Source organism: Bacteroidota bacterium, from assembly GCA_039821555.1.
Lineage (GTDB): Bacteria > Bacteroidota > Rhodothermia > Rhodothermales > Rubricoccaceae > JBCBEX01.
Genome location: JBCBNX010000007.1, coordinates 1 through 26,156, shown reverse-complemented (window position 1 = coordinate 26,156; position 26,156 = coordinate 1). Strand labels below are relative to the sequence as shown.

The following is a 26,156-nucleotide window of genomic DNA, read 5'->3' as shown; positions in this document are numbered from 1 at the left end:
CTCGTTCATGTCACGTACTGTATCGTTTGAGGGCGCACGTCGCGCCATGAAGACCTGGATGGGGGCGAGTCTGGTGCTCGCCTGCGTCCTCACCCTCGCCGCGTGCGACCACGCCACAGACGGCATCGACGGGCCCTTCCTCGTAGACCGCTTTGGTGAGTTCACGCTCGTCGAGCCCCTGTCGGCCGTTCAGGGCGAAGTCGACTTCGCGGGCGGTCAGACGCTCGCCTTCGAGGCGGCATTCAACAAGCAATCCAACTGGGTGATCGAGATCACCGGTCAGGAGAGCGGCGCCGTAAAGCGCATCGAGGGATTCTCGCGCGAGATCGACGACCTCGTCGCCACGTGGAACGGGTCCACCTCGGTGCTCCCGTTCTTTCGCGCTGAGCCTGTCGAAGCGAAGCTGCTGATCGACGGTGCGGTGCTCGATGAGTCGCCACCGGTGACGGTCGAAGTCACCAGTGCCCGCGTATACCCGGGTGAGGAGGTAACGGGCTTCGAGGAAGACGACCCCGCCACGCTCGTGCTCGGCAACTTCGAGTTCGAGTTCGACCTGACTGCTACGGGTCCTAGTTCCGAGATCCCGGCTGCCGAGGGGGAGTCGTTTTACTTACTTCGGAGCACGGGTGGTCCGACTGTGGCCGATCCGTTCTTCATCGGACTCACGAGCATCTTCCCCGCCGCGGACGGGCCTGACTACTTCAGCGTCCCCACGACCATCCCGGAAGACCTGTTCTTCAACGCAGCGCTCTACAGCTTCGGTACGCCCAACACGATCGCCGTCGTCCAAGTCGGCGTCGACAGCAACGGCAACGGGGTCTACAACGACGGAATCGACGCCGTAGTCAGCGTGATCGATCAACCGGTCGACTGGCAGGGTTGGCAGCTCTTCAGCATCCCGTTCTCGGACACCAACTTCACGCAAGAGCAGTTGGAGACGATCGTCGCGGTGCGCGTGCTGCTTATCTCGGACAACAACGGCCAGCCGAACCCACCGCTTCCCGTCGACTACGGGATCGACTTTATCACGTTCACCGCAGGCGGACCGCTTGAACTCTGACGTGTGCTCGTCGTTGAGCCCATGTCGCGGCAGGACACTTCGGATGGGTCCATCTCGGGACTCCCGGTTACTGCCCCTGCCAGTGCTTCCAGTCTCCCCTGACTTTCTTCCTTCGGCCATGCGTGCCTCTCGCTTTCTCGTTGCTCTTGTCGTTGCGCTGTTCGCGGTGACGGCCTCCTCGTGCGTGCGCTTCCAGACAGCAAACCTCTACGACGGCGTTGCCCTGGCGCCCCCGCCGGAACGCCCCCGAGTGATCTCGCTCGCGGTACAGCCGACGATCTACGACGACCAGAACGACGACCAGATCTGGTTTCAGGACGACGTGAACTGTACGCAAGGGCAGTTGACCGAAGAGGTCGTCTACGAAGGCGAGCGGGCCATCCAGGTATCCTGGAATCGCTTTGAGGAAGGTTGCAAGTGGGCCGGCATGGGCGTCGGCTGGGACAATTGGGCAGGCAAAGACCTCTCGGAGTTGCTGCCGTACGCGGCCATCTCGATGCGCGTCCGCACCGTGGAAGGCAAGATGTACGGTTTGCCGATTGTGCTCACGCTGGAAGACTACAGCGGTGGCATGGGCTTCGCCTACACCGGCAACCGCTACTTCGAGCGCCCCTTCATTGACGAGGAGTGGCAGCGTGTGGTCGTCCCACTCGCCGACTTCGACTTGGAGATCGAGAACCTTGATCCGACTAATGTGAAGCAACTCATGTTCGAGTTGCAGCAGAGCGGAAGCATCTACATGGACGACATCCAGGTCGTCTTCTACGAGCCGGAGCCGCTGGAGCCCTGGCTTGTCGAGGAGCCGCGCCCTGATCCGGCGGCCCTGCCCATCACGCTATTCGATGACGCCTTCATCAACAACGATGGCTGGGGCCTCGTCACCGACGCGTGCCAGGCGGTCCAGCCGACGCAAGAGTCCACGTCGATGGGCGACACCGCCCTGTCGTTCGAGTGGGACATCTCGGGCGAGGCCTGCTACGAAGGCATGGTCGGCGTGAGTTGGGACAAGTGGTACCCCATCGATGTTACCTCGATCTCGGAAAACGCGGGTATCCAGTTCGATGTGCGTCTTCCCGAAGGCACGGCCACCCAGATCCCCGTCCGCATTGCGCTCGAAGACTACGGGCGCCGCACCTCGCAGATCATCCTCGACGGGCGCTTCCTCGAGTCCGGCACCTTCACGACGGAGTGGCAGACGGTCACCATCCCGTTCTCTTCGCTGCGTGGCGGTGGTCGTGAGCTTGCCTCGGCTCCGGCGACGGTCGGCAACCTCCCCGAGTTCAGCGACGGGGCAGACTTCCGCAACATCAAGCAGTTGATGTTCTTCCTCGACGAGTCAGGGGCCATGATCGTGGACAACCTGAAGCTCATCGACACGGCCTCCGTGGACGTCGGGCCGCTCCGGCGGCGCTAGCGCGACACCCAACCTACGGTAGCCATTCAGACGTATCGATCAGACCTGTCATGCGAATCACCTTCCTCCTTGCGCTCGCGCTGTCCCTGTTTGGCAGCACGGCCACCGCGCAGAACGAACAAGACACGACGACCGACCGGCCCGCCTCCTCTGGCATCCTCGAAGAGGCACCTAGCTTGGAAGGCGTGATCCCGGTAGAAATGCGCCAGGATGACGAGGGCAACTGGACGCTCTATCGCGGCGGCGAACCCTACTACATCCGCGGCGCGGGTGGCATCCAGTTTATGGACCGCGCGGTCGAGTATGGCGCTAACTCCGTGCGCACCTGGGGCGCAGGGGAAGCGATCTCCATTCTCGATGAGGCCCACGAACTAGGGCTGTCTGTCGTCTTCGGCCTCTGGGTCGGCATGGACCGCCAGGGCTTCGACTACAACGACACCAAGAGTGTGGAGGCACAGCTCGCCCGCTTCCGCGAGGTCGTCCGTGAATACAAAGACCACCCGGCCATCCTCATGTGGGGTGTAGGCAACGAGGTCGACCTTTTCTACGAGGACTTCAAGGTCTGGGACGCCATCAACGACATCGCCGAGATGATCAAGGAGGAGGACCCGCACCACCCGACGATGACGGTGACGGCAGGCCTCGATGTGGCAGAGATTCAGCTCATCATGGAGCGTGCGCCCGCCATCGACATCATGGGCATCAACACGTATGGCGAACTGGTGGGCGGTACGCGCGAGTTTCGGACCTACGGCTACGACGGCCCATCCGTAGGCACCACGCTGCGCCGCGCTGGATGGGACGGCCCCTACATCATCGCTGAGTGGGGCCCCGACGGTCACTGGGAAGTTCCGCGAACCTCGTGGGGCGTTCCGATCGAGCAGACGAGCACGGAGAAAGCCAGAGTCTACCGCCTCCGCTACGAGCGCGGCATCGCGGCGGACTCGGCGCGCTGCATCGGCTCCTACGCGTTCCTCTGGGGCGAAAAGCAGGAAACTACCCCGACGTGGTACGGCATCTTCACGCCAGGTGGCTACGAGACCCAAGTCATGGACGTGCTGGAGTACGTTTGGACAGGCAGCTACCCTGAAAACCGCGCTCCCCAACTCGACGCGCTCACAGCCAACGGCCAAGATGCCTTCGCGAGCGTCTACATCGAACCGCGAGAGGTGGTCACGTTCTTTGCTGACGTGACCGACCCCGAAGGCAAACCGATCCGCTACGACTGGGAACTACTACCAGAGAGTACAGACATCCGGGCTGGTGGTGACGCAGAGACGCGTCCCGATGCGGTAGACCTAGACATCGTGAGCGGCCAGGACGGTGAGATCAACGTACGCGTGCCCCGTCGCGAGGGACCCTACCGCATGTTCATCTACGCGTACGACGACAGCGGCAACGTGGCCACGGCCAACATTCCGTTCTACATCGGTTCGCCGGAGCAAGCTTCGGCTCGGTAGACCTAGCTACAGATGCCCGTTCGCGGGTATATCCAGCGTCTCTCACAACAGAACTACGCCCTTTCGACATGCTTCGTGCTGCTCTCCTCGCCGTGTTCGCGCTCTGCGCCGTCGCTCTCGGCGCCTTCGCCGTCGGCTGCGACAACGCCGTAACGCAAGAAATCCCCGACGCGCAAGCAACCCCTGCCGGATGGTCCCTCGTGTGGGCCGACGAATTCGATGGCACCGAGGTCGACGAATCGAGGTGGGAGTTTCAACTCGGCGACGGCTGCCCGGACCTCTGTGGCTGGGGCAACGCCGAACTCCAGGACTACGCGCGCGAGAACAGTGTGGTGAGCGACGGCACGCTCAAGATCACGGCGCTCCAAAACATCGTTGATGGAGACACCACCTACACGTCGTCACGTCTCCGCACGCTCGGCAAGGGAGATTGGACCTACGGGCGTTTCGAAGTCCGCGCAAAGCTACCCCTCGGCCAGGGCATGTGGCCCGCCATCTGGCTGCTCTTCAGTGAGCCGACCTACGGTCAATGGGCCTCCAGTGGAGAGATCGACATCATGGAGGCTGTCGGCGACAAGCCCGGCGAGGTCTTCGGCACGCTGCACTACGGTGGGGAATTCCCGCAGAACGTGTTCAAGGGCGACGAATTCCAGCTAGCCGCCGGCACCTTCCAAGACGACTTCTTCGTCTTCACCGTCGAGTGGGAGCGCGTTGACCGCGAGCCGGGCGAAGACGGCGAGCCGGTCGAAGGTGTCGACATCCGGTGGTTCGTCAACAACGTTCTCTATCAAGTCCAGACCGAAGAGGACTGGTTCTCCGGCGGTAGCGATGACCCGACCTCGCCCTTCAACCACCCGTTCCACATGATCCTCAACGTGGCCGTTGGAGGCAACCTCCCTGGCTCGCCCGATGCGACGACGCCGTTCCCGCAGGCGATGGAGGTTGACTATGTGCGGGTCTACGAGCGCACAGGAAGCTGAGTCACCACGGCCTACATGGTTCCATAATCAGAAGCCCCAGGTCGCGCGAAGCGACCTGGGGCTTCTCTCGTTTCGTGACGAGCCGGGTGTACGTATTGGCAGCGTTCGTGGGGCTACCGATGCGAGTCCTTGTTGGTGCTGCGCAGCTTTTCTTTATAGCGCTGCACCTGCCGTCGTAACTGCTTCACGCAGCCATCCACGGCGACTTCGTGCGACGGCCCGGTTTCGCTCGCCGTGAGCGTCTGACGGTAGACGTTGAGCGCAACTTCAGCCGACTTGTCGGTGGCCCGGTCATCGCCGTTGAGCACCACGTGTGCGTCCACGATGCCGTCATAGTATCGAGTGAGCTTCGAGAGCGACTGCTCGATATGGGTGCGGAGTCCATCGGAAGCCTGGAAGTGCCGAGCCGTGATGCGCGTTTGCATAATCTCACCGGTTAATATGAGGGGTATACCAAGTCGCCAGGATAGTAGCCCACCTCCACCTTTGTCATCCCGGACTTGATCCGGGATCTACACGGGGTACCGTATGGATCCCCGCCTTCGCGGGAATGACACTCGGGTTCGAGTGAGGCATCATCCCAAAGAACTGGTATTAGAATGGACTCCCAGTAAACGGCGAGGGGGCGCCTATGTCAAGGGACGGTTAAGCGAGTAGGGACTTGCGGCCGCACGGATGCGGGAAAGCCCTACGGGCTCATACTCCAGGGGCTGGGTTAGCACACCCACCGAGGGTATGCTCTGGCGGACTGTCGTTTACACCTAGCCTGATCTGCCTGGAGGCAACACGCTGTGTTTGTAGGTCTCGATCGCCTCCCGGATCATAATGACGGCTTCCCGCTCAGACTGCAGGTGTTCGCGAATGATTGCCACCTCGGCCTGAGACTCTACGGGTTTGTCAACCTGAACCGCGAGGCCTCGTTCGGCGGCGTGACGCTGGCGTTGATGCTGGGGCGGATGCAGTAGCGGCCGGCGCAGTCTCGGTGTGCGAGCAGGCCGGATATGTCGAGCAGCCGCGGAATACGTTACCGCTCTTGGCGCGGCGCTCGACGAGCCAACCGCGATGGCAGATGGGGCAGCGCGGTGCCGTGCGTGGATCAAAGAAGGGCATCGTGTGGCGGCACGTTGGGAAGCCGGTGCAGCCATAGAACGACCCCTTCGCGCCGTCGCGGCGGGCGAGCGGTTTGCCGCAGCGCGGACAGGCTAGGCGAGGGGCGTCGTCGGAGGACGCAGCGGATGCAGCCTGGGGCGAAGAGGTGGCGGCTGGCGAAGGGGCGTGGTCAGCCGACCGGATGGAAGCACCAGCGGGCGGCTTCCCGGCGTCGATTGCAGCCTCGGCATCGTGCAGCGCGGCGAGGAGGCGGTCGTGATAGAACGTGTGCAGCGTGTCGCGGTAGGCGCGCTGGCCGGCGGCGATCTGGTCGAGCGCCTCTTCCATCTTGGCGGTGAAGCCGAGGTCGAACAGCTTGGGGAAGTGCTGGACGAGGAGGTCGCACACGCGTAGGCCGAGGTCGGTGGCGTGCAGGACGCGCTTCTTCAGGTCGGCGTAGCCTCGGTTCTGGAGCGTGGCGATGGTGGCGCTGTAGGTGCTCGGGCGGCCGATGCCGTGGCGTTCGAGCGCCTTCACGAGCGACGCCTCCGTGTAGCGCGGCGGCGGCTTCGTCTGGTGCTTGTTCGTCGCGAGGTCGAGGAGGTTAACGGGCAGGCCCTTCCGCAATGACTCCGGCAGCTTCTGCTTCCCTTTTGCTGCCTGGGTCGCATCGTCTTCGCCCGAGTCGTCGTGGCTTTCGCCGAGGTCGTAGACGGCGCGGAAGCCGCGAAAGCGCGTCACCTCGCCCTTCGCCAAGAAGACGAACGCGCTGTCGGTGCTCGCCACCTCAGCGGTCGTGCGGTCCACAACGGCGGGGGCCATCTGGCTCGCGACGGTGCGGTAGAAGATCAACTGATAGAGCTTGTGCTGCTCGGGCGTGAGCCACTTGCGGATCGCCTTCGGCGTGAGGTCGAAGCGCGTCGGGCGGATCGCTTCGTGGGCCTCTTGCGCGTTCTTCGACTTCTTGCCGTGTCGGTGCGGCGACTTCGGGAGGTAGTCGAGCCCGAGGTCGCGTGCGATGAGGTCGCGGACCGACGCAATGGCCTCGTTCGAGATGCGCGTCGAGTCGGTGCGCATGTAGGTGATGAGCCCCACGCGTTCGTCGTTGCCGCGTGATCCGTCGCCGATCTCGACGCCTTCGAAGAGTTGCTGTGCGACACGCATCGTCTGCTTCGGCGACATCCTGAGCCGCGCCGACGCTGCCTGCTGCAACGTCGAGGTGGTGAACGGCGGCGGCGGCTTGATCCGGGCGGTCTTTTTCGTGAGCGAGCGGACGGCGTAGAGCCGCATCTCGGCCTCGTCGCGGAGGTGCGCCGCCGTACCCTCGTCCGGGATGGTACGCTTGACCTTGCCCTGCTCGCGCCCCTTCTGGACATCAGCCGGGGAGCCGACCTTTTCGCCATACGCCTCCACGAGCCGCGCGCTGAACGTGTCGCCGTTCTCGGTGGCAAACGTGGCGTCGAGCGACCAGTAGTCCTCCGACGTGAAGTCGGCGATGGCCATTTCGCGCTCGCAGAGGAGCCGCAGCGCCGCCGTCTGCACGCGGCCCGCCGAGAGACCCTGCTCGCCGCGCGCCGTCTTCCAGAGGAACGGGCTGATCGTATAGCCGACGAGTCGGTCCATCACGCGCCGCGCCTGCTGCGCCTCGATGAGCGGTCCGTCGAGGCGGCGCGGGGCGCGCACGGCGGCCTGAACGGCAGGCTTGGTGACCTCCTGGAACGTCACGCGCGCGACGTCCTTGCAGACGCGCTTGAGCGACTCGGCGAGGTGGTAGGCGATGATCTCGCCCTCGCGGTCGGGGTCGGTGGCGAGGAGGATCTGGTCGGCCCGCCGCGCCTCCTCCCGCAGCGACTTCATCGTCTTCTTCTTCGCCGAGAGCGTCTCGTACTTCGGCTTGAACGTCTTCTCCACGTCCACCGCCACGTCCTTGCGCGGTAGGTCGCGCACGTGCCCGAGCGACGCGCGCACCCGGTAGCCCCGCCCCAGGTAGCCCTGGATCGTCTTGGCCTTCGCGGGCGACTCGACGATGACGAGTTTCATGGGTGGTTTACAGTGCGTTGTACGTTCTGGGTGGCTCTACATCCTCTCGAGCGCGGAGTCAGTCCCGCGAAGACGGGAATCCGTAGGAGGCTATGTCCTGGTCCGGGAGAGTGTATAGATCCCCGATCAGGTCGGGGTGACGGGTATGCGGCTAGGATAGTTTGAAGTGAGCAGATGCCATCAGAATAGCCTCGACGCCAAGGGCTACCGGATTGGTCGGATCGAACTTTAGGAAGGTGATCCCTGATCCTGACTCGTCATGGGCAATCTGTAGATCAATAGCTCCCGTATCGCCATATAGCCTTAGCTGTGACCAGCGTCCCAGATTGCAGTTTGTGTCCTCTAGGTCTTGGAAAAGGAGATACGCGTCCGATTCAGAGACGGTGTAGCCAATGAGTTGTCCGATCAGCCAAAGAGTTGGACGAAGGTTGTCCGATAGAATCCAGTCGATTTTTTCTCGATCAGCCGCCTTTCTGCCTTCAGCATTCATCCTTCTCCCTTCCCCTGACTTCCTACTTCCCACTTCGAACCTCACAGGTCAAAACCATGTCGCCTTGCACGACGGCGTCCGCTACGTCTTGGCCTTCGGCGAGTTGGCCGACGGCGGTGTAGCGTCCGTCGAGGTGGGGCTGGGGGGCGTGCGTGACGAAGTACTGGTTGCCCTCGGTGTCTTTCCCGGCGCTCGCAATGCCGACGGTGCCGGTCGTGTAGCGCGTCCGCGTGAACTCGCTGCGCAGCGTGAAGCCCGGCCCGCCGAAGCCGTCGCGGCGGGACGAGTCGCCGCCCTGGATCACAAAGTTGGGCACGACGCGGTGAAACGGTACGCCGTCGTAGGTGCCCGCCGCGCATAGCCGCGCGAGCGTCTGTGTGGTCTGGGGGGCCTGCTCGGCGTCGAGGCGCATCACGAAGGTGCCGCGTGTGTCACCAGTCTCCGTGGCAACCTGAAACGTGAGCGTCGGGTGGCGGCCGAGGCGGGCGAGCACATCCCAGTCGATGCCCGGGGTGGGCGGCAGCGCTTCGCCGAGGAGGTTGACCTCCTCCAGCGCTTCGACGCGGGTTTCGAGCGCATCCGCAGCGGCGCGGCGCACGACGGGGTGGCCGTCCACGGCGGCGTCTACGAGGAAGCCGATCACCGTCGAATCACGCTTGAACGTGCCGAGCGCGCGGACGATCTCGACCATCGGCTCGATGTCGTCGGGGGCCGAGAGTTGCGTGTAGACCCGCTGGAGGAGCGGCGCGGCCCCGAGCGGCGCAAACGTGCTGTCAGCTAACGCGGGCGCGGCGGCATAGGCCGTGGCGAGGTCGCGGCGTTCGAGGGCTTGCTCGAAGGCGGCGTAGTAGCGCGGCGCGAGGTTGGGCTTGGCCGTCTGGTCGCGCTTCCACCGCGCCTTAAGCGCGTCGAGGGCGGCGTACGCCACACGCGTGTCGTCGTCCTGGGCCTTCTCAAAGAGCAGCCCAAGTGAAGCGTCGTCGTCCGCCGCCCGTAGCGCTGCGATGCCCGCCGCGAGCGCGAACGGGCTTGTCTGCGCCCGCAGCCACGACTGCGAGTAGTCGATCATCTCGTTCTGCTGGGACCCGACGAGGATCGGTAGCAAGGCCGCCGACGTGCGCCAGTCGGTGTCGTTGGCACGGATCCAGGCCAGCGCGCGCGCGGCGAGGAGCGGGGAGCCAGGCTGCGCGGCAAGGCCCTGCGCTGCCACGAGGCGCACGTGCGGGCTGTCGTCGTCGAGTCCCGTGAAGAGCACGTCGAGGTTGGTCGTGGAGCCCGCCGCCGAGTCAGCGCGGGCGACGTGCGGAGCAAGCGCTCGGGCCGCGTTCGTGCGCACGCGCCAGTCGGGGCGGTCCGACAGGATCCCCCGGAGCAGCGCGAGGCTATCGCCGTCGCCCATCTTGCCGAGAGCAAGCGCGAGGTGCATGAGCGAAGGCTCAGGATCGTTGCTCTGTGTTAGCCGCTGCGCGTTTTTCACAAGCTCATCACTGAGCGAGAGCCACGACTCGGTCGAGCGGACGCGGCCGAAGAAATAGGCCGCATTGTGCCGGACGGCGGGGTCGTCGCTGCCTAGGTAGCGAGCAAGCAGTGAGCTAGCCGAGGGGCTGGTGACGCCGCGCAGGCCGTAGCGTGCGAGCGCGAGGGCGTGGTCGGCTTGCTGCGTGGGCGACGAGTCGACCATCTGCAGCGTCACCAGTTGCCGGAGCGAGAACGCACTGCCGGTCTTGCCCAGCGCGTCCATGAGTTCGCGGCGGGCGGGGGGCCACGCCTCCGCCGCCAGGGCGTCGAGGAGGTGGGCCTCGGCGGTCGAATCGGCCGATTGGCCGAGTGCGAAAGCCACGTCGGTACGCACGAGTGGGTCGGCGTCGCCCAGGGCGTCGAGGAGCGTCGGGACGGCCGCTGGGTCTTGCACGGACCCGAGGGCGAATGCAGCCCGTGCACGTACGGCCGCCGACGAATTGCTGAGCGCAGCGCTCAGGGCCGCACCGTCCCGGGCGAGTTGGTGCAAGACGACGGCCTGCAGCGCCGAGTCGGCGAGGAGCCCATCACTGGCACGGTCAGGTAGTTCCTGCGGAACGATCCCCCCCGTAGGCGGGCGGCTCGCACACGCGGCGAGGGTGAACACGAGGAAGGCGAGCAGAAAGCGTGGCATAGACGGCGGGGCAGGGGAGCGGGACGGACCAAGAAACGAACAGCGCTGGGAGAACGTGCGCGCGCCGAACCCTGCGAGGCGCCGAGAGTACCGCACCGCCCCCACGCATTCACACCCACTCCTGATTCCGATGCAACGAGCTCTCCTTTTCCTCTTCAGCGCGGTCCTCGTGGCCACCCTCGCGGCGTGCGGCGGCGGTGCCGATAGCAGCGAAGCCGCTGGCGGTGACTATCCCGACGGAGCCATCGTCATCCAGCCGGTTGGCAACGAGATGCGCTACGCCCAAACCGAGTTCACCGTCGATGCGGGCCAAGAGGTCACCGTCGTCTTCGAAAACACGGCCACGAGCCCCGCGATGCAGCACAACGTGCTCATCCTCAACTCAGACAACGACGAAGACGTCGAGCGCGTCGGCATCGCGGGCATGACCGCCGGCGACAACGGCTACGTCCCGGACGACCCCGCGGTGTTCGCCTACACGCCGATGTCGCAGCCCGGCCAGACCGTGCAGGTCACCTTCACCGCCCCGACGGAGCCCGGCCGCTACCGCTACATCTGCACGTTCCCCGGACACTACTCGATCATGCAGGGCGTGATGATCGTCGCGTAGGTCGATGTTCGATTGTCGATTTGGGATGTTCGATGTGAGTCGAAAGGACAACTCAGCGATGGTCATGTCTTTACCGATCGAAAATCTAACATCCTAGATCTACCATCGACATGCTCGATCCTACGCCACCCAGTCCAGCGGACTCTGCGGTCCACGCGTCTGGCCTCACTTCCGCCGACATCGCCGCGTTGGCGGAGGAGGTCGAGCGAGAGAGTGCCTTCGTGCGCACCCTCACAGACGCCCTTGCGGACGTGGTAGTCGGGCAGCGGCACATGGTCGAGCGGCTGCTGATCGGGTTGCTCGCGGGCGGGCACGTCCTCCTCGAAGGCGTGCCGGGCCTTGCCAAGACGCTCACCGTGAGCGCCCTCGCCGAAGCCCTCGACGCCGACTTTCAGCGCATCCAGTTCACGCCCGATCTCCTCCCGGCAGACCTCCTCGGCACGCTGATCTACAACCAGCGCACCGCCGACTTCCAAATCAAGAAGGGGCCGATCTTCGCCAACCTCGTCCTGGCTGACGAGGTGAACCGCGCGCCCGCGAAGGTCCAGAGCGCGCTCCTCGAAGCGATGCAGGAGCGCCAGGTCACCATTGGCGAGACGACGTTCCCGCTGCCGAAGCCGTTCCTTGTCCTCGCGACGCAGAACCCGATCGAGCAGGAGGGAACGTATCCGCTCCCCGAAGCGCAAGTCGATCGGTTCCTGCTGAAGGTGGTCGTAGGCTACCCGTCCCGCGAGGAGGAGTTGGAGATCATGCGACGCATGGCCCGCACGGGCGAGCGTACGCCGATCCCGACCGTCGTGACGCCGCAGCAGGTGCTCAAGGCGCGCGGCCTGCTCAACCGCTTCTACGTCGACGAGCGCGTCGAGCACTACATCGTGGACCTCGTGATGGCGTCGCGCCAGCCGGGGCGGTATCGCCTCGCTGACATCGCGCCGCTTCTGAGCTTCGGAGCGTCGCCGCGCGCGACCATTGGGCTCAACCTCGCCGCGCGCGCCCATGCCTTCCACGACGCCCGCGCCTACGTCACCCCAGACGACGTCCGCGCCATTGCGCCCGACGTGCTCCGGCACCGTCTCGCGCTCACCTACGAGGCCGAAGCCGAGGAAATCACGACGGACCACCTCGTCCGGAAAATCCTGGACACGATCGAAGTGCCGTAGGACTTATGATTTCGATTTTTCGATGTATGGCGTGAAGTCGTGAGTCAGTAATCGAAAATCATAGATCGTCAATCGCAAATCCAACAGATGCGAACCCCACAGCCCTTCAAAAAGCAATCGATCACCGTCGCCTTCATGATGGCGGAGATGCGCGAGACGGTGCATGTCGAGATCGAGACGGTGCACGAGGGGGAGGCCGAGGAGCGGCTCGTGACGGAGAGCAACCTCCACCGGCCGGGCATCGCGCTCGCGGGCTACACCGACCTCTTCACGCACCAGCGCGTGCAGGTGCTCGGCAACACCGAAAACCAGTTCCTTGCCTACCTCGACGAGGACGACCGCGCCGCGGCGTTCCAGCGGCTCGTCAACTTCCCCGTCCCGTGCCTCATCCTCACGGAGAGCAACCAGCTTCCAATCGCCCAGGTCGAGCAGGCGAAGCGGGCCGGGGTACCCGTCTACCGGACGCCAATGCCGTCCACGGAGTTTATGTACCACCTCCGGGACTTCCTGGAGGACCAGTTCGCGCCGATGCAGACCGTCCACGCCTCGATGGTGGACGTCTACGGCGTGGGCCTGCTCATCGTTGGCAAGTCGGGCATCGGCAAGAGTGAGGTGGCGCTCGACCTCGTGGAGCGCGGCCACCGGCTCGTCGCGGACGACGTCGTCGTGGTGACGAAGAAGGCCGAGAACGTCGTGATGGGCGCGGGGACCGACCTCATGGGCCACTTCATGGAGATCCGCGGCATCGGCCTCGTGGACGTACGCGCGATGTTCGGCATCCGCGCGATCCGCTTCCAGAAGCGCATCGAAGTGGTGGTCGAGATGGAGCACTGGGAGCCCGATCGCGAGTACACCCGCGTGGGCATGACCGGCGAGGCGCAGGAGCTACTCGGCGTCGACCTGCCGCTCGTGCGCCTTCCGATCATCCCGGGCAAGAACGTGACGGTGATCTGCGAGGTCATCGCCATGAACCACCTGCTGCGGCACTACGGCTACGACCCTGCCGAGATCATGAAGCAGCGGCTCGCCGAGCGCATCGCGGCGAAGAGTGGCGGGGCCGCTCGACCGCGCCGCGGCGTGACCTACTTCGAGCACGACTACGAGTAGGCGGCTGTCGGCTCTCAGGAGCTTGTGTAGCGGCGGAAGCTCACCGCAGTCGGGTGAGGCGGAGCGCGTCGGTGCCGCTTGGAGTGCGAACCTGGACGACGTAGACGCCGCTTGGCACCGATCCTGCGTTCCAGGGCACCGCGTGCGTTCCGGGCGTGAGTAGCCCGTCGTGCAGCACGGCCACGCGTCGGCCGAGCAGATCGAAGACAGCCACCTCGGTGCGCGTCGCTTCGGGCACGTCTACGCGCAGCACCGTCGTCTCCGCGAACGGGTTCGGGTAGGCTGCGGAGAGCCTCACTGCCGCTGGGCGTGTCGCCGTGTCGTCATCGCTGGCGACGGGCGCTTCGGCAGGCAGCGCGACCGTCGTGAGGCCGAGCGCGGGGCCGTCCTGGTTCGCCGCCGGGTCGAGGAAGCCCGCGAGCACGACAAACTGCACGGCCGAGGGGTTGCTGAAGTCGAGATCGTAGGTGCCCAGCGCCGCACCGTCGGCATGGCGGCGTACCTCCACACGTGGTGTGCTGCGATCAATCGCGAGAGCCACCGAGACAGCGTTGAACGTCAGGCTGTCCGCGAACACGGTCCCATCGGGGAGCACCACGTCGACGGCTGGCGCGTCGGTGACGGCATGCACGAAGCGCGTGAGCAGGCGGTCGCCGAGCGGGAGGGCGCGGTCGGGGGATTGCAGGGCGACGAGGCCGAGGCCTGTGTCGAAGCCGTCGGGGTTGGGCGCGTAGTCGCCGGGCGTGTCTACCCCGGTCACGGCAAAGGTGACGCCGCCGATGTTGTCCACGACGAGCGTGTCGGTGGACAGCACCGTCCCGTCTTCGGCGGCGAGTTCGAACACGAGCGGCTGGCCCACGGGGAAGTCGGTGGTCGTGACGACGCTCTCGCCGAACGCGACCGTGCCCAGCACCTCGCTGGAGGAAGACGAGGCCGCTCTGCCGAGGCCCGGGTTGGCGCAACTCAGCCGGGCAGTCGGTCCGAGGTACACCACATCGGTCGCACGACCTCCGCCACTGCCTCCCGACCCACCACGAATGCTCCCGCTGGACCCGACAACAACGACGGGGGGCGGCGGCCGGTAGTCGCGCCACTTCGCCAGTCCGGGCGCTTGCTGCCCCGCGCCCACCTCGCTGAACTGCCCGCCGACGTACCACGTGCTCGTGTCGAACCGACCGATCCGGCACGAGGTCCAGCCCGTGTCGAAGACGGTGCCGTTCGTCCCGTCGCCGATGGAGGCGAATACCTCCGGGCCGCGCCGCACGGGGTCGTCGTCGAACTGCCCGCCGGGGTAGAGCGGCGCGTAGTTCCGCAGCAGCACCACGTTGGGCGACGTGATTGTGTTGCCGAACTCGTCGTAGGCCTCCGTAAACGTGCCCGTGACCATATAGGCGAAGGCTCCGTTGTCCTCGCCAAAGAACGAGATGCTGGGCGAGGACGAAACCTCAGGCCGGAACTCGATGGAAAGGACAGGGCCGTTGGTGCCGTTGCCGGGCGTCCCACTCGCCTGGCCGAACGGGAGACCGAGTTCGGACCACCGCGAGCCGCCGGTGCCGACGAGCACGCGGGCTAGGTTGGAGACGGGCAGGTTGGGGCCGTCGGTCAGCACGCTCGTAAAGCTGCCGCCCACGTAGAGCGTCGTCGACGTCACGTCGAGGCGGCATCGGTCAGGCCCAGCGAGGCGCTGGTTCAGGGTCGCAAGCCGCGTCGCGGACGAGCGCAGACTTTCTAGGGCGTAGACCGGGCCAGCCGGACCGCCGCCGATGGCGCGCCACTGGCCGTCTGTCGTGAGCCAGGCGAGGTTGCGCGCGCCGGCGACGCCCATGCCGTTCGCGTCTAGCACCGTGTTAAACTGTCCGCCGATGAACAGCGCGTGCCCTTCCAGGCCATCGTCGGTCGGCACGAGACGGGACCGCTGCCCCGCCTCCAGCCGCAGCGCGAAGACCGGCCCGGTCGGGCCGCCCGCGAGGGCTTCCCAGCGGTTCGAGCGCAGGTTGTAGCGTGCCAGGTTGCGCACGGCCACCGTCGAGCCGTCAGCGTTGGTTGCCGTGTCGAACTCGCCGCCGACGTAGATGAATTCGCCCGCGTCCTCGTCGAAGCGGCAGGGGAGTGGAAGGTGGTCGATGGCGTGCACGGTGCCGGTGCCAGGCACGCCGCCGCGGCTCACGCCGAGCCCGAGCGCCTGCCAGCGCTCGTCGCCGAAGCGCCAGAGTGCCACGTTGCTCACAGGCACCGCCGTGCCGTCGTCCTGCGTCACCTCGGTGAATCGCCCCGCGACCATCATCGCCAAGCCGCCACCGTCTGCGAAAAGCGGCAGCGCGGTGGCGCGGAGCGCGTGCACAATGCCGCCGGGATCGGTGATGCCCTGACCGGGGTCGTCCCAGTCCGCCCCGGTCGTCGAGAACGCAATCCGGTTGACCGGGCGATTCCGGACGGATGCGAGGTCGCCCCCGACGGCCATGAGGCGGATCCGGTCGAGCGGGTCGCCGTTGCGCGGCACGATCAGCTCCTCGACAGCCCGCACGGTGCCGCTCACGCCCACGAACGGCGGCTGGGGCGACGTCCACGCACCGTTCCAGAGTGCGAAGTTGGCAACGGTGGTGAGGGAGCCGTTGAACAGGAAGAAGTTGTCGAACAGCCCGCCGGCGAAGAGGTAGCGTCCAGGCCGCCCCCGGTTGGCCGCCAGGGTGCTCGGGAAGCCATTGGCGATGACGGCGATGGCCGACCAGTTCGCGAAGCCTGCGTTGGACTGGTGGATCGTGGAGCGCACGCCGAAGCCGCCGTCCCCGAAGGCGTAAAGAAAGCCCGCGCCGTCCAGGACAAGGTCGTAGATGTTGGGCTCGAGGTCGAGGCTGCTGCCAAAGCCCGACCACACCGTGCCGTTGAAGCGCCACACCTGGCGTACGTCGGTGTTGATCTCGATCCCGGTCCCGCCGATGAAGACGTTGGTCCCGTCCGTGGCGATGGTGCGCGGCGTGCTCGATCCGACGTCGAGGCCGTTGAAGAGCGCCTCCCATCGCCCCGTGGCAAACCGGAAGCGGGCGACCTGCCGCACCGTCAGCGCGGTGCCGTCGCCCTGCGTCGCCGTTTCGAAGCGGCCCGTGACCACTACGTTGCCGAATGGATCGGCGTCGAGGTCCACGACGGGGTCGCTCACGCCGAGGCCGAGCCCTTCCCAGATGCCCGTGCTCTGGTTCCATCGCCCGATGTTGCCGAGCGTCGTCCCGTCCGTGGTCTGCGCGAAGCGGCCGCCAACGAGCAGGTTGCCTGCGGCATCCACGTCGATTGTCTGGACGGTAGCCTGGTCCAGACCGCCACCCAGGTCGTCCCACTGCCCCGTTGCGATGCCGTAGCGCGCGACGTACGCGACGCCCACGCTACCGCCGTTCCCGTTGACGGCACGGTCGGTCCCGACCTGCGTCGCGACGTAGAGCGCATCACCCCCATCGGTCACGGCGATGCGGTTGGCGTATTGCGGCGGGAGGCCCGGCAGCGTCGTCCACTGGCTGCCGTCCCAGCGCGCCATCTCCGGGCGGAAGCCGTTTGGTTGAAACTGAAGCACGTAGACGTTTCCTGCTGCGTCCATCGCACTGGATACGGGCTGTGGAAGCGACTGCGCACCCGTGCTGAGGGGCTGCCACGACGGCTGCGGCTGCGCGGACGCGGACAGCGCGAGCAGGACCGCGAGGCCAAGAAGGAGGGAGGACGACGTGAAACGGTACATGGACGCCGAGGGCTAGCTAGCTGCAAAGCACAACCCTGGGCGCGAGCTGTGGTCCGCACACGCGGACGCGCCAAGGTGGAGCGATAGCGCTCGCGCATGCCTGCCTTTCGCTGGCGCATTTCTGCCAGTCGGGCTTCTCACGCTATGTGCTCAGCCAGCCGATCCCTCGCCATAGACCGAGGGCAGCACACCGAACTCGGCCTTGAACCGCTTTGTGAAGTGCGACTCGCTGCGGAAGCCCACGGCGTAGGCGACCTCGGCGACGGTGCCGCTGCGTCCGGCCAGCAGCGTCGCAGCCCGCTGGAGCCGCATTGCCCGGACGAAGGCCGCTGGCGTCAGCCCGGTCAGCGCCCGCATTCGCCGGTGAAGTTGGCGCGGGCTCACCGCGAGCCGGTCGGCTAGCACCTCGACGGTGAGGTGCGGGTCCGCCAACGCATCCTCCACGACGGCACGCACTCGCTCGACGAACGCGGCATCGTCCGAGGTGACAACGATCTCGCTCGGCTGCACGACCACCTCGCGGCGGAAGCGGTCGCGTAGTGTCTGGTGCCGCTCCACCAGGGCGTCGAGGTGGGCGCGAAGGACGGGCAGGCTAAACGGCTTGGCGAGATAGGCGTCGGCTCCGGCATCAAGTCCCGCAACCTCGTCGGCGGCGTCGGCACGGGCGGTAAGCAGCACGACGGGCGTCGCTCGGAGCGCGTCGTCGGCTCGCAGCGCAGCGGCGAGGGCGAGGCCGTCCAGGTTCGGCATCATCACGTCGCTCACGATGAGGTCAGGGCGTAGCGATTTCGCGAGGGCGAGCGCCTCGGCGCCGTCGGCGGCCGGGTGGACCTCGTAGCCTTCGGCAAGCGCACGGGCGAGAAAGTCGCGGAGGGCCGCGTGGTCCTCCACCAGCAACAGCGTCGGTCGTTCGCCCAGCGCAAGCGAGTCGTCGCTAGCCTCGGCCATACTTCTGGGAAGGCGAGGTACAGTGGCAGCCTGGGACGAGCTAGGCGCCAGCGCAACAGGTGCGGCATCGGTCGTTGGGAGGGTGACCACGAAGGTGCTGCCAACGCCTACCTCGCTGGTCACGCTGACTGTGCCTCCGTGCGCCTCCACTAACTCCCTCGCCAACGCGAGCCCGATTCCGGTCCCGGCCCGGCCCAACGTGGGCGAGGCCTCGACTTGGTAGAACCGATCGAACACATGCGGCAGCGCCTCTGCCGGAATGCCGCTGCCGGTGTCCTCGACCGTCAGCCTAGCGGTTTCTTCCGAAGCCGCTAGTTGGACGGTGATGCGACCTCCCTCCGGCGTGTGCGCGAGTGCATTGCTGACCAGATTGGCGACGACCCGTCTGAGGTGCCGCGCTTCGCCGAGGACGACAGGGGAGGGCTCGACACAGACGGCGACGAGCGTGAGGCCATGCTGGACCGCCTCGGACTCGAAAGCGGCGACGGTGCCTGCCACGAGATCGCCGAAGTCGATCGGCGTGCGATCGAGCGCGAGATGGCCCGCTTCGAGCTTGGCGAGGTCAAGAAGCTGATTGACGAGGTCGAGCAGGTGCGTGGCCTGCGCGTGCGCGGTGTGGAGGTCGCCCTCAGCCTGGGCGCCTGCGAGCGCGCGCTCGAGCGGGCCGAGCACCAGCGTCAGCGGCGTGCGGAACTCGTGGCTCAGGTTCTCGAAGAGCCGGTTCTTCGCGGCGTCGAGTTTGCGAAGCTGCGCCGCTTGCGCCTCCACGACAGCCTGGGCCGCTCGCGTCTCGGCGAGAGCCTCTTCGGTGCGCAGCTTCTCCGTTTCGAGCGCAGCGGTGCGCTGGCGGACTTGTGCTCGGAGAAGGTCGGCGCGCTGTCTTAAACCACGCACGCGAGCCGCATACGTGGCAAGGCCGAAGCCCGCGAGGACAAGCGCGAGGCCGAGCCGGAACCACCACGTCTGTGAGAGGCGCGGCTCTACGGCGAAGGCATACCGTGCCGGCTCCGCACTCCAGACGCCCTGGTGGTTGGCGGCTTCCACGTAAAACGTGTAGCGACCTGGCGCGAGGTTGGTGTAGATCGCCGAACGCCGGAGGTCCGTCGCCGTCCAGCTCTCTTCGAAGCCGTCGAGGCGGTAGCGGTAGCGGACTCGGTCGGGCGCGGTGAGGTCAAACGCGTTGAAGTGCAGTTCGAGGCGGTTGAGCGCCGGTGGAAACCGTGCGGGTGCTGCGGGTCGCACGAAGCTGTTGGCATCCGCATCGACGCGCGTTACGGCAACGGACGGTGGCGGCAACGATGGCGGGAGGGCGTCGAGGTCCACGATGGCGACGCCCAGCGTGGTGGGGAAGAAGAGGCGGCCGTCCTCGGCGCGAGTGGCGGGGGGACTGAAGCCATACACGCCTTCACCGGACACGCCCACCTCTGGCCCGTACGACGTCCCGGCCACTCCGTCCGTCTGACCGTCTGCAAGCGCGTGCAGGTCGCGTTTGCGCACGCGGTAGAGGCTGTTGATGCGGCGCGTCCAGAGCGAACCGGCGCCGTCGTCCAGGAGCATGCGCTCGTGGTCGAGCGCGTCGAAGCGGACCGTGCCATCGGCTGCTGTTGTCAGCCGCGAGAGCTGCTCGCTACCGCCAATCCAAAGCGTCCCTGGTGCTGTGTCGGCATCGTCCATGAGCGCAAAGACGGCAGTGTCAGCGAGCCCGTCGACCGTCGTGAAGACGTCAAAGCGCGTTGTGTCAGGAGTAGCGTGAAGGCGCACCAGGCCGCCATCGGTGCCCGCCCACAGGCGTCCGAGCGTGTCCTGGGTAAGCACGCGGACGGTCCCGCTGGGAAGTCCATGGGCGATGCCATACCGATGCAGTCGGCCATCCAGATCGCGACGCCAGAGGCCCTGTCCGTTGTGGCCAATCCAGAGGCGGCCTGTCCGGTCTTCGAGCAACGACAGCGCGTCGATGGCGCCTTCCAGGCCGTCGACTAAGACCAGCGCGCCGTTGACAGGGCGCGCGATGCCACGACCGGCTAGCCCCACCCATGGTCGACCGTCGCTAGCGGCGGCGAGCGAGAGCACCGCGTTGCCCCGTGCCGCGTCGGGTAGACGAAACACGTCGAGCCGGTCGCCGCGAAGGCGGTGAAGCGCTCCGCGCCGCGTCCCGATCCACATCGTCCCTGCCGGCGCTTCGAGCAGAGGGCGGACAAGGTCGTCCACAAGCCCTTCCGCTCTACCAAGGGTGGTTACAGCCATACGGCGTAGGCGCACGAGTCCGTACCCTGCGGTTCCAGCCCAGAGGTTGCCCTCCCGGTCTTCTAGTAGCGACACGACGCCGCCTGCCTCGCCAGGCGGACCGGATGGGACTGAGAGGAGGCTTCCGTCCGACGCAAGGCGGTGGAGGAGCGGCGCTTCCGTACCAATCCAAAGCGCACCGTCGCGTGTGACCGTAAGCGCTTGAATGACCGGGCTAGCGAGGGCGAGTCCTTGCGGTTCGCACCGCACTGGGGGCGGTGTGCAGCGATGAAGGCCCGTTCGGGTGCCGACCCACATGCCGCCGCCAGCATACGCTGGAACCGGGGCAAGGGATGAGATGGCACCCTCGGGTATGCCAACACCTCGGAGTGCGCTAACCCCCCCAGCCGTGTGCAAGGCGAGGCCTGCCGTGGTGCCGACCCAGAGACGGCTGGCCGAGTCACGTTGGAGCGCGCGAACATCCGCGCCGGGCAGGCCGTCTCTTTGCGTGAAGTGGAGCAGTGTATCAGGCGTCTGCTTGAGCAAGCCGTCCGTGGTGCCTAGCCAGGTGCCATCCAAGTCAGACGCGAAGGACCATACGGTGGTAGAGGAGAGCCCGTCGGCGGTACTCAAAGGCTCGTAGTACGAGGTCGGCGTCGCCGGAGTGGGGAGGTGCAACCGTACGGCACCACTGCCGAAGGAGCCGAGCCAGAGCGTCCCATCGCCGGGGTCGTGAAGGGCGAGGGCGAGGTCTGAGCCAGAAGGGCCGGGGAGCAGTGCCCGCGAGAACGGCGTGAACGCAAGGCCGTCGAAGCGGGTGAGGCCGGAGTCGGTGCCGAACCACAGGCTGCCGTCCGACCGCTGCGTGAGCCCACGCGCCGAGCCTTGCGGCATGCCTTCGCGGATGGTCCACACGGTGCCCACGAAGGGACCGGCGTTGAACTGGCGGCCGCTCTGCGCAAGCCCGACAGAACACGGCCCCACTAGCCATAGCATCAGCGCTGCGTGCCTGATGGCCGACATCGCGGACCGCAGTGTCCTCATCTAGGTGCTAGGATTGAGTGAAAATGAAACGCCAGGTGAGCTTCTTTGGCACGAACTACATGAAGCGTCCCAACATCAAACACCGGGGTTTGAGGTCAGGAGCTTGAAGCTCGATAAGTTAGTGCCCGGCCTAGAGGTAGCATACATGTGTAAACGACCGTACGAGTAGGCGTCAATAGCGCAGCGGAACGGTCGAGGAAGGTAGATCGCTCCGACGGGTATGACATCGAAGTTGACACCCCGGTGGCAGGCGTCTATCTTGGATGGCCCCTTCATCCATCCAATTCTTCGGCTCCCAGAGGCTTCGCACCCCAAGCTGGCGCGCTCTTTGTGCCCCAGACGCGAATCGGAGCCGTTCCGTAGAAACCCCAGCCCGCTTGGGTTCAGAACGGGTTTCCAAGCCTGGCTCCCCGTGCTGAGCACACCGCGTTGTGTCTTCTTCACGCTGGCCGCCACCACGGCAGGTCAGCCGCGACGAGGCGTGTGCCCACCACAGGGAGCGAGCCGCTTGCTCAGCCCAACCACCACGCTTGCAGCCGCTCGCCTCCATGCCCAAAAACACTTACTACCACTATGACCACGAGGCTTGCACCTTCGTAGAGGTCAAGCCCACCGCTTCCCGCTACCTCAAGCACGCCGCTGCTGTACTAGTCGTTGCCCTCGTGATTGCCACGGGCGCGACCTGGTACCTCTGGAGTACCGCTCAGACTCCGCTTGAGATATCGCAGCAGGAGGAGATCGAACGGCTCCGCACGCAACTTGCCACGACTACGGGCCAAGTCGCAAGCTTCACGGAGCAAATGCAGGCGCTCGAAGCCAAGGACCGCGACCTCTACCGTGCTCTCCTCGGCGCCGAGCCCATCTCTGACGATGTGCGCCAAGTCGGCGTAGGTGGTGCCCGCGATGAGTCCCTCGATCGGTACAGCCTTCCGACGAGCCGGCTCCTCCGTGAGAACGCCCGGACCTCCAACCAGCTTGAGCGTCAGATCGCGCTCCAGTCGCAGAGCTTCGAGGACCTGCTGGCGCTCGCCGAGCGGCACAAGGAACGGCTGGACCAGACTCCGGCAATGCTACCCACACAAGGTCGCCTGACCTCCGGCTACGGCATGCGCCGCCACCCGATCTTCCGCGCGCGCAAGATGCACAACGGGGTTGATTTCTCTACGCCCGTCGGCACCCCCGTGTACGCTACCGCCGATGGCGTCGTGAGCTTCCGGGGCGTCAGCGGTGGCTACGGCAACCTGCTCCGCATCCGCCACGCCAAGAGCAACCGCGAGACGCGGTATGCGCACCTCTCCCGGTTCGCCCCTGGGGTCTCAGAGGGCAGCGCCGTTAAGCGCGGCGACCTGGTAGCCTACACGGGCAACACCGGGCTCTCCACAGCCCCGCACCTGCACTACGAAGTCCGCGACCTGGGTGGCGAACCTCTCAATCCGGTCACCACGTTTGCACCCGGTGTGACCCCGCAAGAGTACCAGGATCTCGTCGAACAGGCCGCAGAGGACAACCCCATGCTGGGCGGCACCTGAGTCGTCGAAATCTGAGCATGCGCGTAGGCGGTAGGGTCGAGACACCCTGCCGCCTTCGTTTTGAGCCCTAGATCGGCGCGTACGCGCCCCGGCGATAGCCTCGTCTCCGCTCAAGAGCTTGTTCGCCCCCCTTGCTTTTCGCGACGCCTCGCCCTATCGTGCACGACCGCACTGCGTCGCCTCTCACCTCGTACCTACGCCGATCTCCACCCTATCTCTGCGTTCGGTGACGAAGAGAACCCTCCTTCCGCCGAACCCCTGCCCATCACTATGTACTGGACGCTCGAACTCGCCGCGCATCTCGAAGACGCGCCCTGGCCTGCCACCAAAGACGAACTGATCGACTACGCCGACCGCACCGGCGCCCCGCTGGAGGTGACGCAGAACCTCCTCGAAATCGAAGACGACGGCGAGCCCTACGAGAGCATCGAGGAGGTTTGGCCCGACTACCCCACGACGACCGACGACTTCTACTACGAGGAGGAATAGACCCGTGGGCATGAGAGCGGTGTCGCTCCGCCTTGTGCTGTTCCTGTTCACCCTCGTTCCGGTCCTGGGCAGCACGGTTCCTCTCGCGTACAGCCAGGGGGCGGTTAGCGACCAAGGGACCGCAAGCGCAACGAGTGGTGAGCAGACGGGTGCTCCAGAGAATTCCGACACGACCTACGTGCGTGTGATCGACCGGCGCATCGTCGGCGAGCGGCATCGGAGAACCACGGACGACCTGCTGGCCTTCGTTCGCACGCGCGAGAACCACGGCCTCTTCGACATCACCGGATTGACGCCAGGCTACTGGGTCTACCGACTCGGTACGAGAGCGTCACTGCCAGGCTGGCTCGGAGCAGGTCTCCGGCGCATTGGCGACGAACCAGCGATTCTCGACACCGCCGTGGTCGCTACGGACGCGTTGCGCCTGGCAGCCCTCTACCGACAAGACGGCTACCGACAGGCCCAGGTGCTGGCTGCCGTCGATTCCCTGGGCGGAAATCGGGTACGAGTCACCTTCGATATCCAACCGGGCCAGCCGTCTCTCATCGACACCGTCCGGTACGCTGGGATTGAGGCGTTGCCCGCGGAGACGCAGCAGGCACTCGTCGAAGAGACGCTCCTAGACGCTCGGGTGGTCGAGGAGCCTCGCACCCTCGTGGGGACGGGGCAGCGCTTTGCCGAGGCCGACCTCCTGGCCGAGCGAGGCCGCCTCATCGAAGTCTTGCAGCGACGCGGGCACCCGCTCGTCACCCGGGACTCGATACGCGCAATCGTGTTCGGGGCGAACGAGGACGCCAAGCCGGATACGGTGGACATTCGTTTCGAAATCCGCCCCGGGCCGCGCATGCGCTTCGGCGATGTGCACGTGGAGGTAGACGGCCCAGAACGTGCCCCGGCACGGTTGGACTCGATGGCACGGGGAGACGGGCAGGTGACCACCCGCATCGAGGACGACACGCGGCTGGAGCCCTTCCTCTTGCACCGCGCCTTACGCTTCGCACCAGGTGACCCGTACGACGTCTCGCGGCTGCGGTCAACGAAGCAGCGCCTGGAGCGCGTGGGGGTGTTCAGCTTCAGCGACATCACCCCTCAGCTGCCTGCGGCAAGCCTCCAAGGCGACAGCCTCGAACTGCCCGTCCTGCCGCACCGCATCCGGCTGCGGACCCGGCCGCGCCACAGCATCCGCCTCGAAGGGTTTGTCCTCCAGCGTTCGTACCTCCTCGGCACCGAACGGGACGAGTTGGGCCTGGGAGCGGGCATCACCTATCGCAACGCCAATGCCTTCGGTAGCGGCGAGTCGTTTGCGCTGAGCACCTCGGGCTCCGTAGCAGGCACGTTCGACGGCGGCTTTCCGACGGCGCAGGTCGACGCGAGCGCGACGCTCACCCTGCCGTACCTCGTCCGCCCGTTCAGCGGTTTGGAACGAGGGCTCGTAGACGCGCGCACCCGCTATGCTGCGCGCTGGGTGGCTGCCCGCCGCGACCTGCTCCGCATCGTCATCCGCAGCCGCGTCGAGCTCGGGGCGCAACTCGAACTGCGCCACTCAACGCGGACGACCTCGTTCCTCGATCTGCTCGACCTCAACCTCAGCGATCCCGACACCTTGGGCGGCTTCGAACAGGACTACCTGAGCATCATCCAGGACCCGGTCGAGCGCGAATTCCTGCTCGACGACTACACCCGGCCTCAGATCAACAATGCGCTTCGGTACACCCTGCGCAGCACCACCGCGAACCTCTTCCGCCGGGATCGGGGCTACGTCCGCGAGATCAGCGTTGAGACGGGCGGCAACCTGCTCTACCTCTTCGACCGCTTCGTCTTCTCGCCCGACTCGCTCGAAGGCACGCTGCCAAGCATCATCGACGGAGCCGACCTCGAATACCGGCCCTACCTGCGGCTCCGCGCCGATGCCCGGCAGTATGTCCCGCTGAGCCGCCGGACGACGCTGGCGTTCAAGGCCATCGTGGGCGTGGCTCTGCCGACAGGCGACGCTCCGGTCGTTCCCTTCGACCGTCGCTTTTACATCGGCGGGGCGACGAGCGTCCGCGGCTGGGCACTCCGCACCCTCGGTCCCGGCGTGGCCGAGCAGGAGGGTGCGTTCGTCCAAGGCGGCGACCTCAAGCTCGAACTCGCTGCCGAAGGCCGCACCGTGCTGGTGCGCAACCTCTTCAAGGCAAACTGGAGTGCGGCGCTCTTTGCGGACGCTGGCAACGTCTGGCTCGGTCCCCGCAACCCGGGCGACGATGCCGGGCGTTTCTTCGCAGACCAGTTCTACCGGCAACTTGCCTTGAGCGCTGGCTATGGCCTGCGCATCGGCTGGGAGTTCCTCGTCGTGCGGTTCGACCTAGCCTACCGCGTGCGCGAGCCGCAGCCGGGGGCCCCCTGGTTTCCAGATGGGTTGCGCAGACCGCTCTTCCACTTCGGGATCGGGCAGGCCTTTTAGGCTCTGTCTGGAAAATGTGAGGTAACTTCGGCGCTTTTCCAAGCCACGCCGATGCCACCCAAGCGACACGCCCTCACCGACGCCCAGTGGGCCCGCATCGCCCACCTCTTCGCACCCACTTCCGCACGAGGACGCCCCGGACGACCCGCCCGCCTCATGCTCGACGCCGCTCTCTGGATCATGACGACCGGAGC

At 66.0% G+C, this 26,156-nt stretch carries 15 protein-coding genes; 10 read left to right on the top strand and 5 right to left on the bottom strand.

Annotated elements, in window-relative coordinates:
* Nucleotides 1–7 precede the first annotated feature (7 nt).
* The 4 genes from AAFU51_10125 (at nucleotide 8) to AAFU51_10110 (ending at nucleotide 4,914) form a co-directional block, all read left to right on the top strand.
* Entirely contained in the window at nucleotides 8–1,060 is a 1,053-nt protein-coding gene (locus AAFU51_10125; GenBank protein ID MEO1571614.1) for a hypothetical protein, read from the top strand.
* Nucleotides 1,061–1,178: 118 nt separating this feature from the next.
* Nucleotides 1,179–2,474, top strand: coding sequence for a hypothetical protein (locus tag AAFU51_10120; GenBank protein ID MEO1571613.1), 1,296 nt, complete (start codon nucleotides 1,179–1,181; stop codon nucleotides 2,472–2,474).
* 50 nt (nucleotides 2,475–2,524) lie between these two features.
* The gene (locus tag AAFU51_10115; GenBank protein ID MEO1571612.1) at nucleotides 2,525–3,934 is read left to right on the top strand and encodes a glycoside hydrolase family 2 TIM barrel-domain containing protein; all 1,410 of its coding nucleotides are present in this window, start codon (nucleotides 2,525–2,527) and stop codon (nucleotides 3,932–3,934) included.
* Between the two features lie 68 nt (nucleotides 3,935–4,002).
* On the top strand, nucleotides 4,003–4,914 hold the full coding sequence (locus tag AAFU51_10110; protein MEO1571611.1) for a glycoside hydrolase family 16 protein: 912 nt from the start codon (nucleotides 4,003–4,005) through the stop codon (nucleotides 4,912–4,914).
* A gap of 113 nt (nucleotides 4,915–5,027) precedes the next feature.
* On the opposite strand, the gene raiA is transcribed toward AAFU51_10110, so the two are convergent.
* The 3 genes from raiA to AAFU51_10095 form a co-directional block, all read right to left on the bottom strand.
* Nucleotides 5,028–5,339, bottom strand: coding sequence for a ribosome-associated translation inhibitor RaiA (gene raiA / locus AAFU51_10105; GenBank protein ID MEO1571610.1), 312 nt, complete (start codon nucleotides 5,337–5,339; stop codon nucleotides 5,028–5,030).
* A gap of 472 nt (nucleotides 5,340–5,811) precedes the next feature.
* Nucleotides 5,812–8,043: a type I DNA topoisomerase gene (gene topA, locus AAFU51_10100; GenBank protein MEO1571609.1), complete on the bottom strand. Its 2,232-nt coding sequence runs from the start codon at nucleotides 8,041–8,043 to the stop codon at nucleotides 5,812–5,814.
* Nucleotides 8,044–8,555: 512 nt separating this feature from the next.
* Nucleotides 8,556–10,685, bottom strand: coding sequence for a HEAT repeat domain-containing protein (locus AAFU51_10095; protein ID MEO1571608.1), 2,130 nt, complete (start codon nucleotides 10,683–10,685; stop codon nucleotides 8,556–8,558).
* Between the two features lie 130 nt (nucleotides 10,686–10,815).
* Here AAFU51_10095 and AAFU51_10090 point away from each other — a divergent pair, with 130 nt between their 5' ends.
* The 3 genes from AAFU51_10090 to hprK all read left to right on the top strand — a co-directional run bounded on the left by AAFU51_10090 (nucleotide 10,816) and on the right by hprK (nucleotide 13,562).
* Nucleotides 10,816–11,295: a plastocyanin/azurin family copper-binding protein gene (locus AAFU51_10090; protein MEO1571607.1), complete on the top strand. Its 480-nt coding sequence runs from the start codon at nucleotides 10,816–10,818 to the stop codon at nucleotides 11,293–11,295.
* A 110-nt stretch (nucleotides 11,296–11,405) separates the two neighbouring features.
* Entirely contained in the window at nucleotides 11,406–12,455 is a 1,050-nt protein-coding gene (locus tag AAFU51_10085) for a MoxR family ATPase (protein ID MEO1571606.1), read from the top strand.
* An 87-nt stretch (nucleotides 12,456–12,542) separates the two neighbouring features.
* Complete coding sequence (gene hprK, locus AAFU51_10080) at nucleotides 12,543–13,562, top strand: HPr(Ser) kinase/phosphatase (protein MEO1571605.1); 1,020 nt, start codon at nucleotides 12,543–12,545, stop codon at nucleotides 13,560–13,562.
* A 40-nt stretch (nucleotides 13,563–13,602) separates the two neighbouring features.
* Here hprK and AAFU51_10075 read toward each other — a convergent pair whose 3' ends face one another.
* Both AAFU51_10075 and AAFU51_10070 read right to left on the bottom strand, forming a co-directional pair.
* Nucleotides 13,603–17,286 carry a T9SS type A sorting domain-containing protein gene (locus AAFU51_10075; protein MEO1571604.1) on the bottom strand — a complete coding sequence of 1,228 codons (3,684 nt, stop codon included), beginning with the start codon at nucleotides 17,284–17,286 and terminating at the stop codon, nucleotides 13,603–13,605.
* A 150-nt stretch (nucleotides 17,287–17,436) separates the two neighbouring features.
* The gene (locus tag AAFU51_10070; GenBank protein ID MEO1571603.1) at nucleotides 17,437–21,480 is read right to left on the bottom strand and encodes an ATP-binding protein; all 4,044 of its coding nucleotides are present in this window, start codon (nucleotides 21,478–21,480) and stop codon (nucleotides 17,437–17,439) included.
* A gap of 569 nt (nucleotides 21,481–22,049) precedes the next feature.
* Here AAFU51_10070 and AAFU51_10065 point away from each other — a divergent pair.
* From AAFU51_10065 to AAFU51_10055, 3 genes are all read left to right on the top strand, one after another.
* Complete coding sequence (locus tag AAFU51_10065; GenBank protein MEO1571602.1) at nucleotides 22,050–23,030, top strand: M23 family metallopeptidase; 981 nt, start codon at nucleotides 22,050–22,052, stop codon at nucleotides 23,028–23,030.
* 270 nt (nucleotides 23,031–23,300) lie between these two features.
* Entirely contained in the window at nucleotides 23,301–23,519 is a 219-nt protein-coding gene (locus AAFU51_10060; protein ID MEO1571601.1) for a DUF2795 domain-containing protein, read from the top strand.
* 19 nt (nucleotides 23,520–23,538) lie between these two features.
* On the top strand, nucleotides 23,539–25,962 hold the full coding sequence (locus AAFU51_10055) for a BamA/TamA family outer membrane protein (GenBank protein MEO1571600.1): 2,424 nt from the start codon (nucleotides 23,539–23,541) through the stop codon (nucleotides 25,960–25,962).
* The last annotated feature ends 194 nt before the right edge of the window (nucleotides 25,963–26,156 follow it).

What these genes read in the sequence shown, in the direction of transcription:
- AAFU51_10125 (MEO1571614.1), top strand. Translation starts at nt 8, where the DNA reads ATGTCACGTACTGTATCGTTTGAGGGCGCACGTCGCGCCATGAAGACC.
- AAFU51_10120 (MEO1571613.1), top strand. Translation starts at nt 1,179, where the DNA reads ATGCGTGCCTCTCGCTTTCTCGTTGCTCTTGTCGTTGCGCTGTTCGCG.
- AAFU51_10115 (MEO1571612.1), top strand. Translation starts at nt 2,525, where the DNA reads ATGCGAATCACCTTCCTCCTTGCGCTCGCGCTGTCCCTGTTTGGCAGC.
- AAFU51_10110 (MEO1571611.1), top strand. Translation starts at nt 4,003, where the DNA reads ATGCTTCGTGCTGCTCTCCTCGCCGTGTTCGCGCTCTGCGCCGTCGCT.
- raiA (MEO1571610.1), bottom strand. Translation starts at nt 5,339, where the DNA reads ATGCAAACGCGCATCACGGCTCGGCACTTCCAGGCTTCCGATGGACTC.
- topA (MEO1571609.1), bottom strand. Translation starts at nt 8,043, where the DNA reads ATGAAACTCGTCATCGTCGAGTCGCCCGCGAAGGCCAAGACGATCCAG.
- AAFU51_10095 (MEO1571608.1), bottom strand. Translation starts at nt 10,685, where the DNA reads ATGCCACGCTTTCTGCTCGCCTTCCTCGTGTTCACCCTCGCCGCGTGT.
- AAFU51_10090 (MEO1571607.1), top strand. Translation starts at nt 10,816, where the DNA reads ATGCAACGAGCTCTCCTTTTCCTCTTCAGCGCGGTCCTCGTGGCCACC.
- AAFU51_10085 (MEO1571606.1), top strand. Translation starts at nt 11,406, where the DNA reads ATGCTCGATCCTACGCCACCCAGTCCAGCGGACTCTGCGGTCCACGCG.
- hprK (MEO1571605.1), top strand. Translation starts at nt 12,543, where the DNA reads ATGCGAACCCCACAGCCCTTCAAAAAGCAATCGATCACCGTCGCCTTC.
- AAFU51_10075 (MEO1571604.1), bottom strand. Translation starts at nt 17,286, where the DNA reads ATGTACCGTTTCACGTCGTCCTCCCTCCTTCTTGGCCTCGCGGTCCTG.
- AAFU51_10070 (MEO1571603.1), bottom strand. Translation starts at nt 21,480, where the DNA reads ATGTCGGCCATCAGGCACGCAGCGCTGATGCTATGGCTAGTGGGGCCG.
- AAFU51_10065 (MEO1571602.1), top strand. Translation starts at nt 22,050, where the DNA reads ATGCCCAAAAACACTTACTACCACTATGACCACGAGGCTTGCACCTTC.
- AAFU51_10060 (MEO1571601.1), top strand. Translation starts at nt 23,301, where the DNA reads ATGTACTGGACGCTCGAACTCGCCGCGCATCTCGAAGACGCGCCCTGG.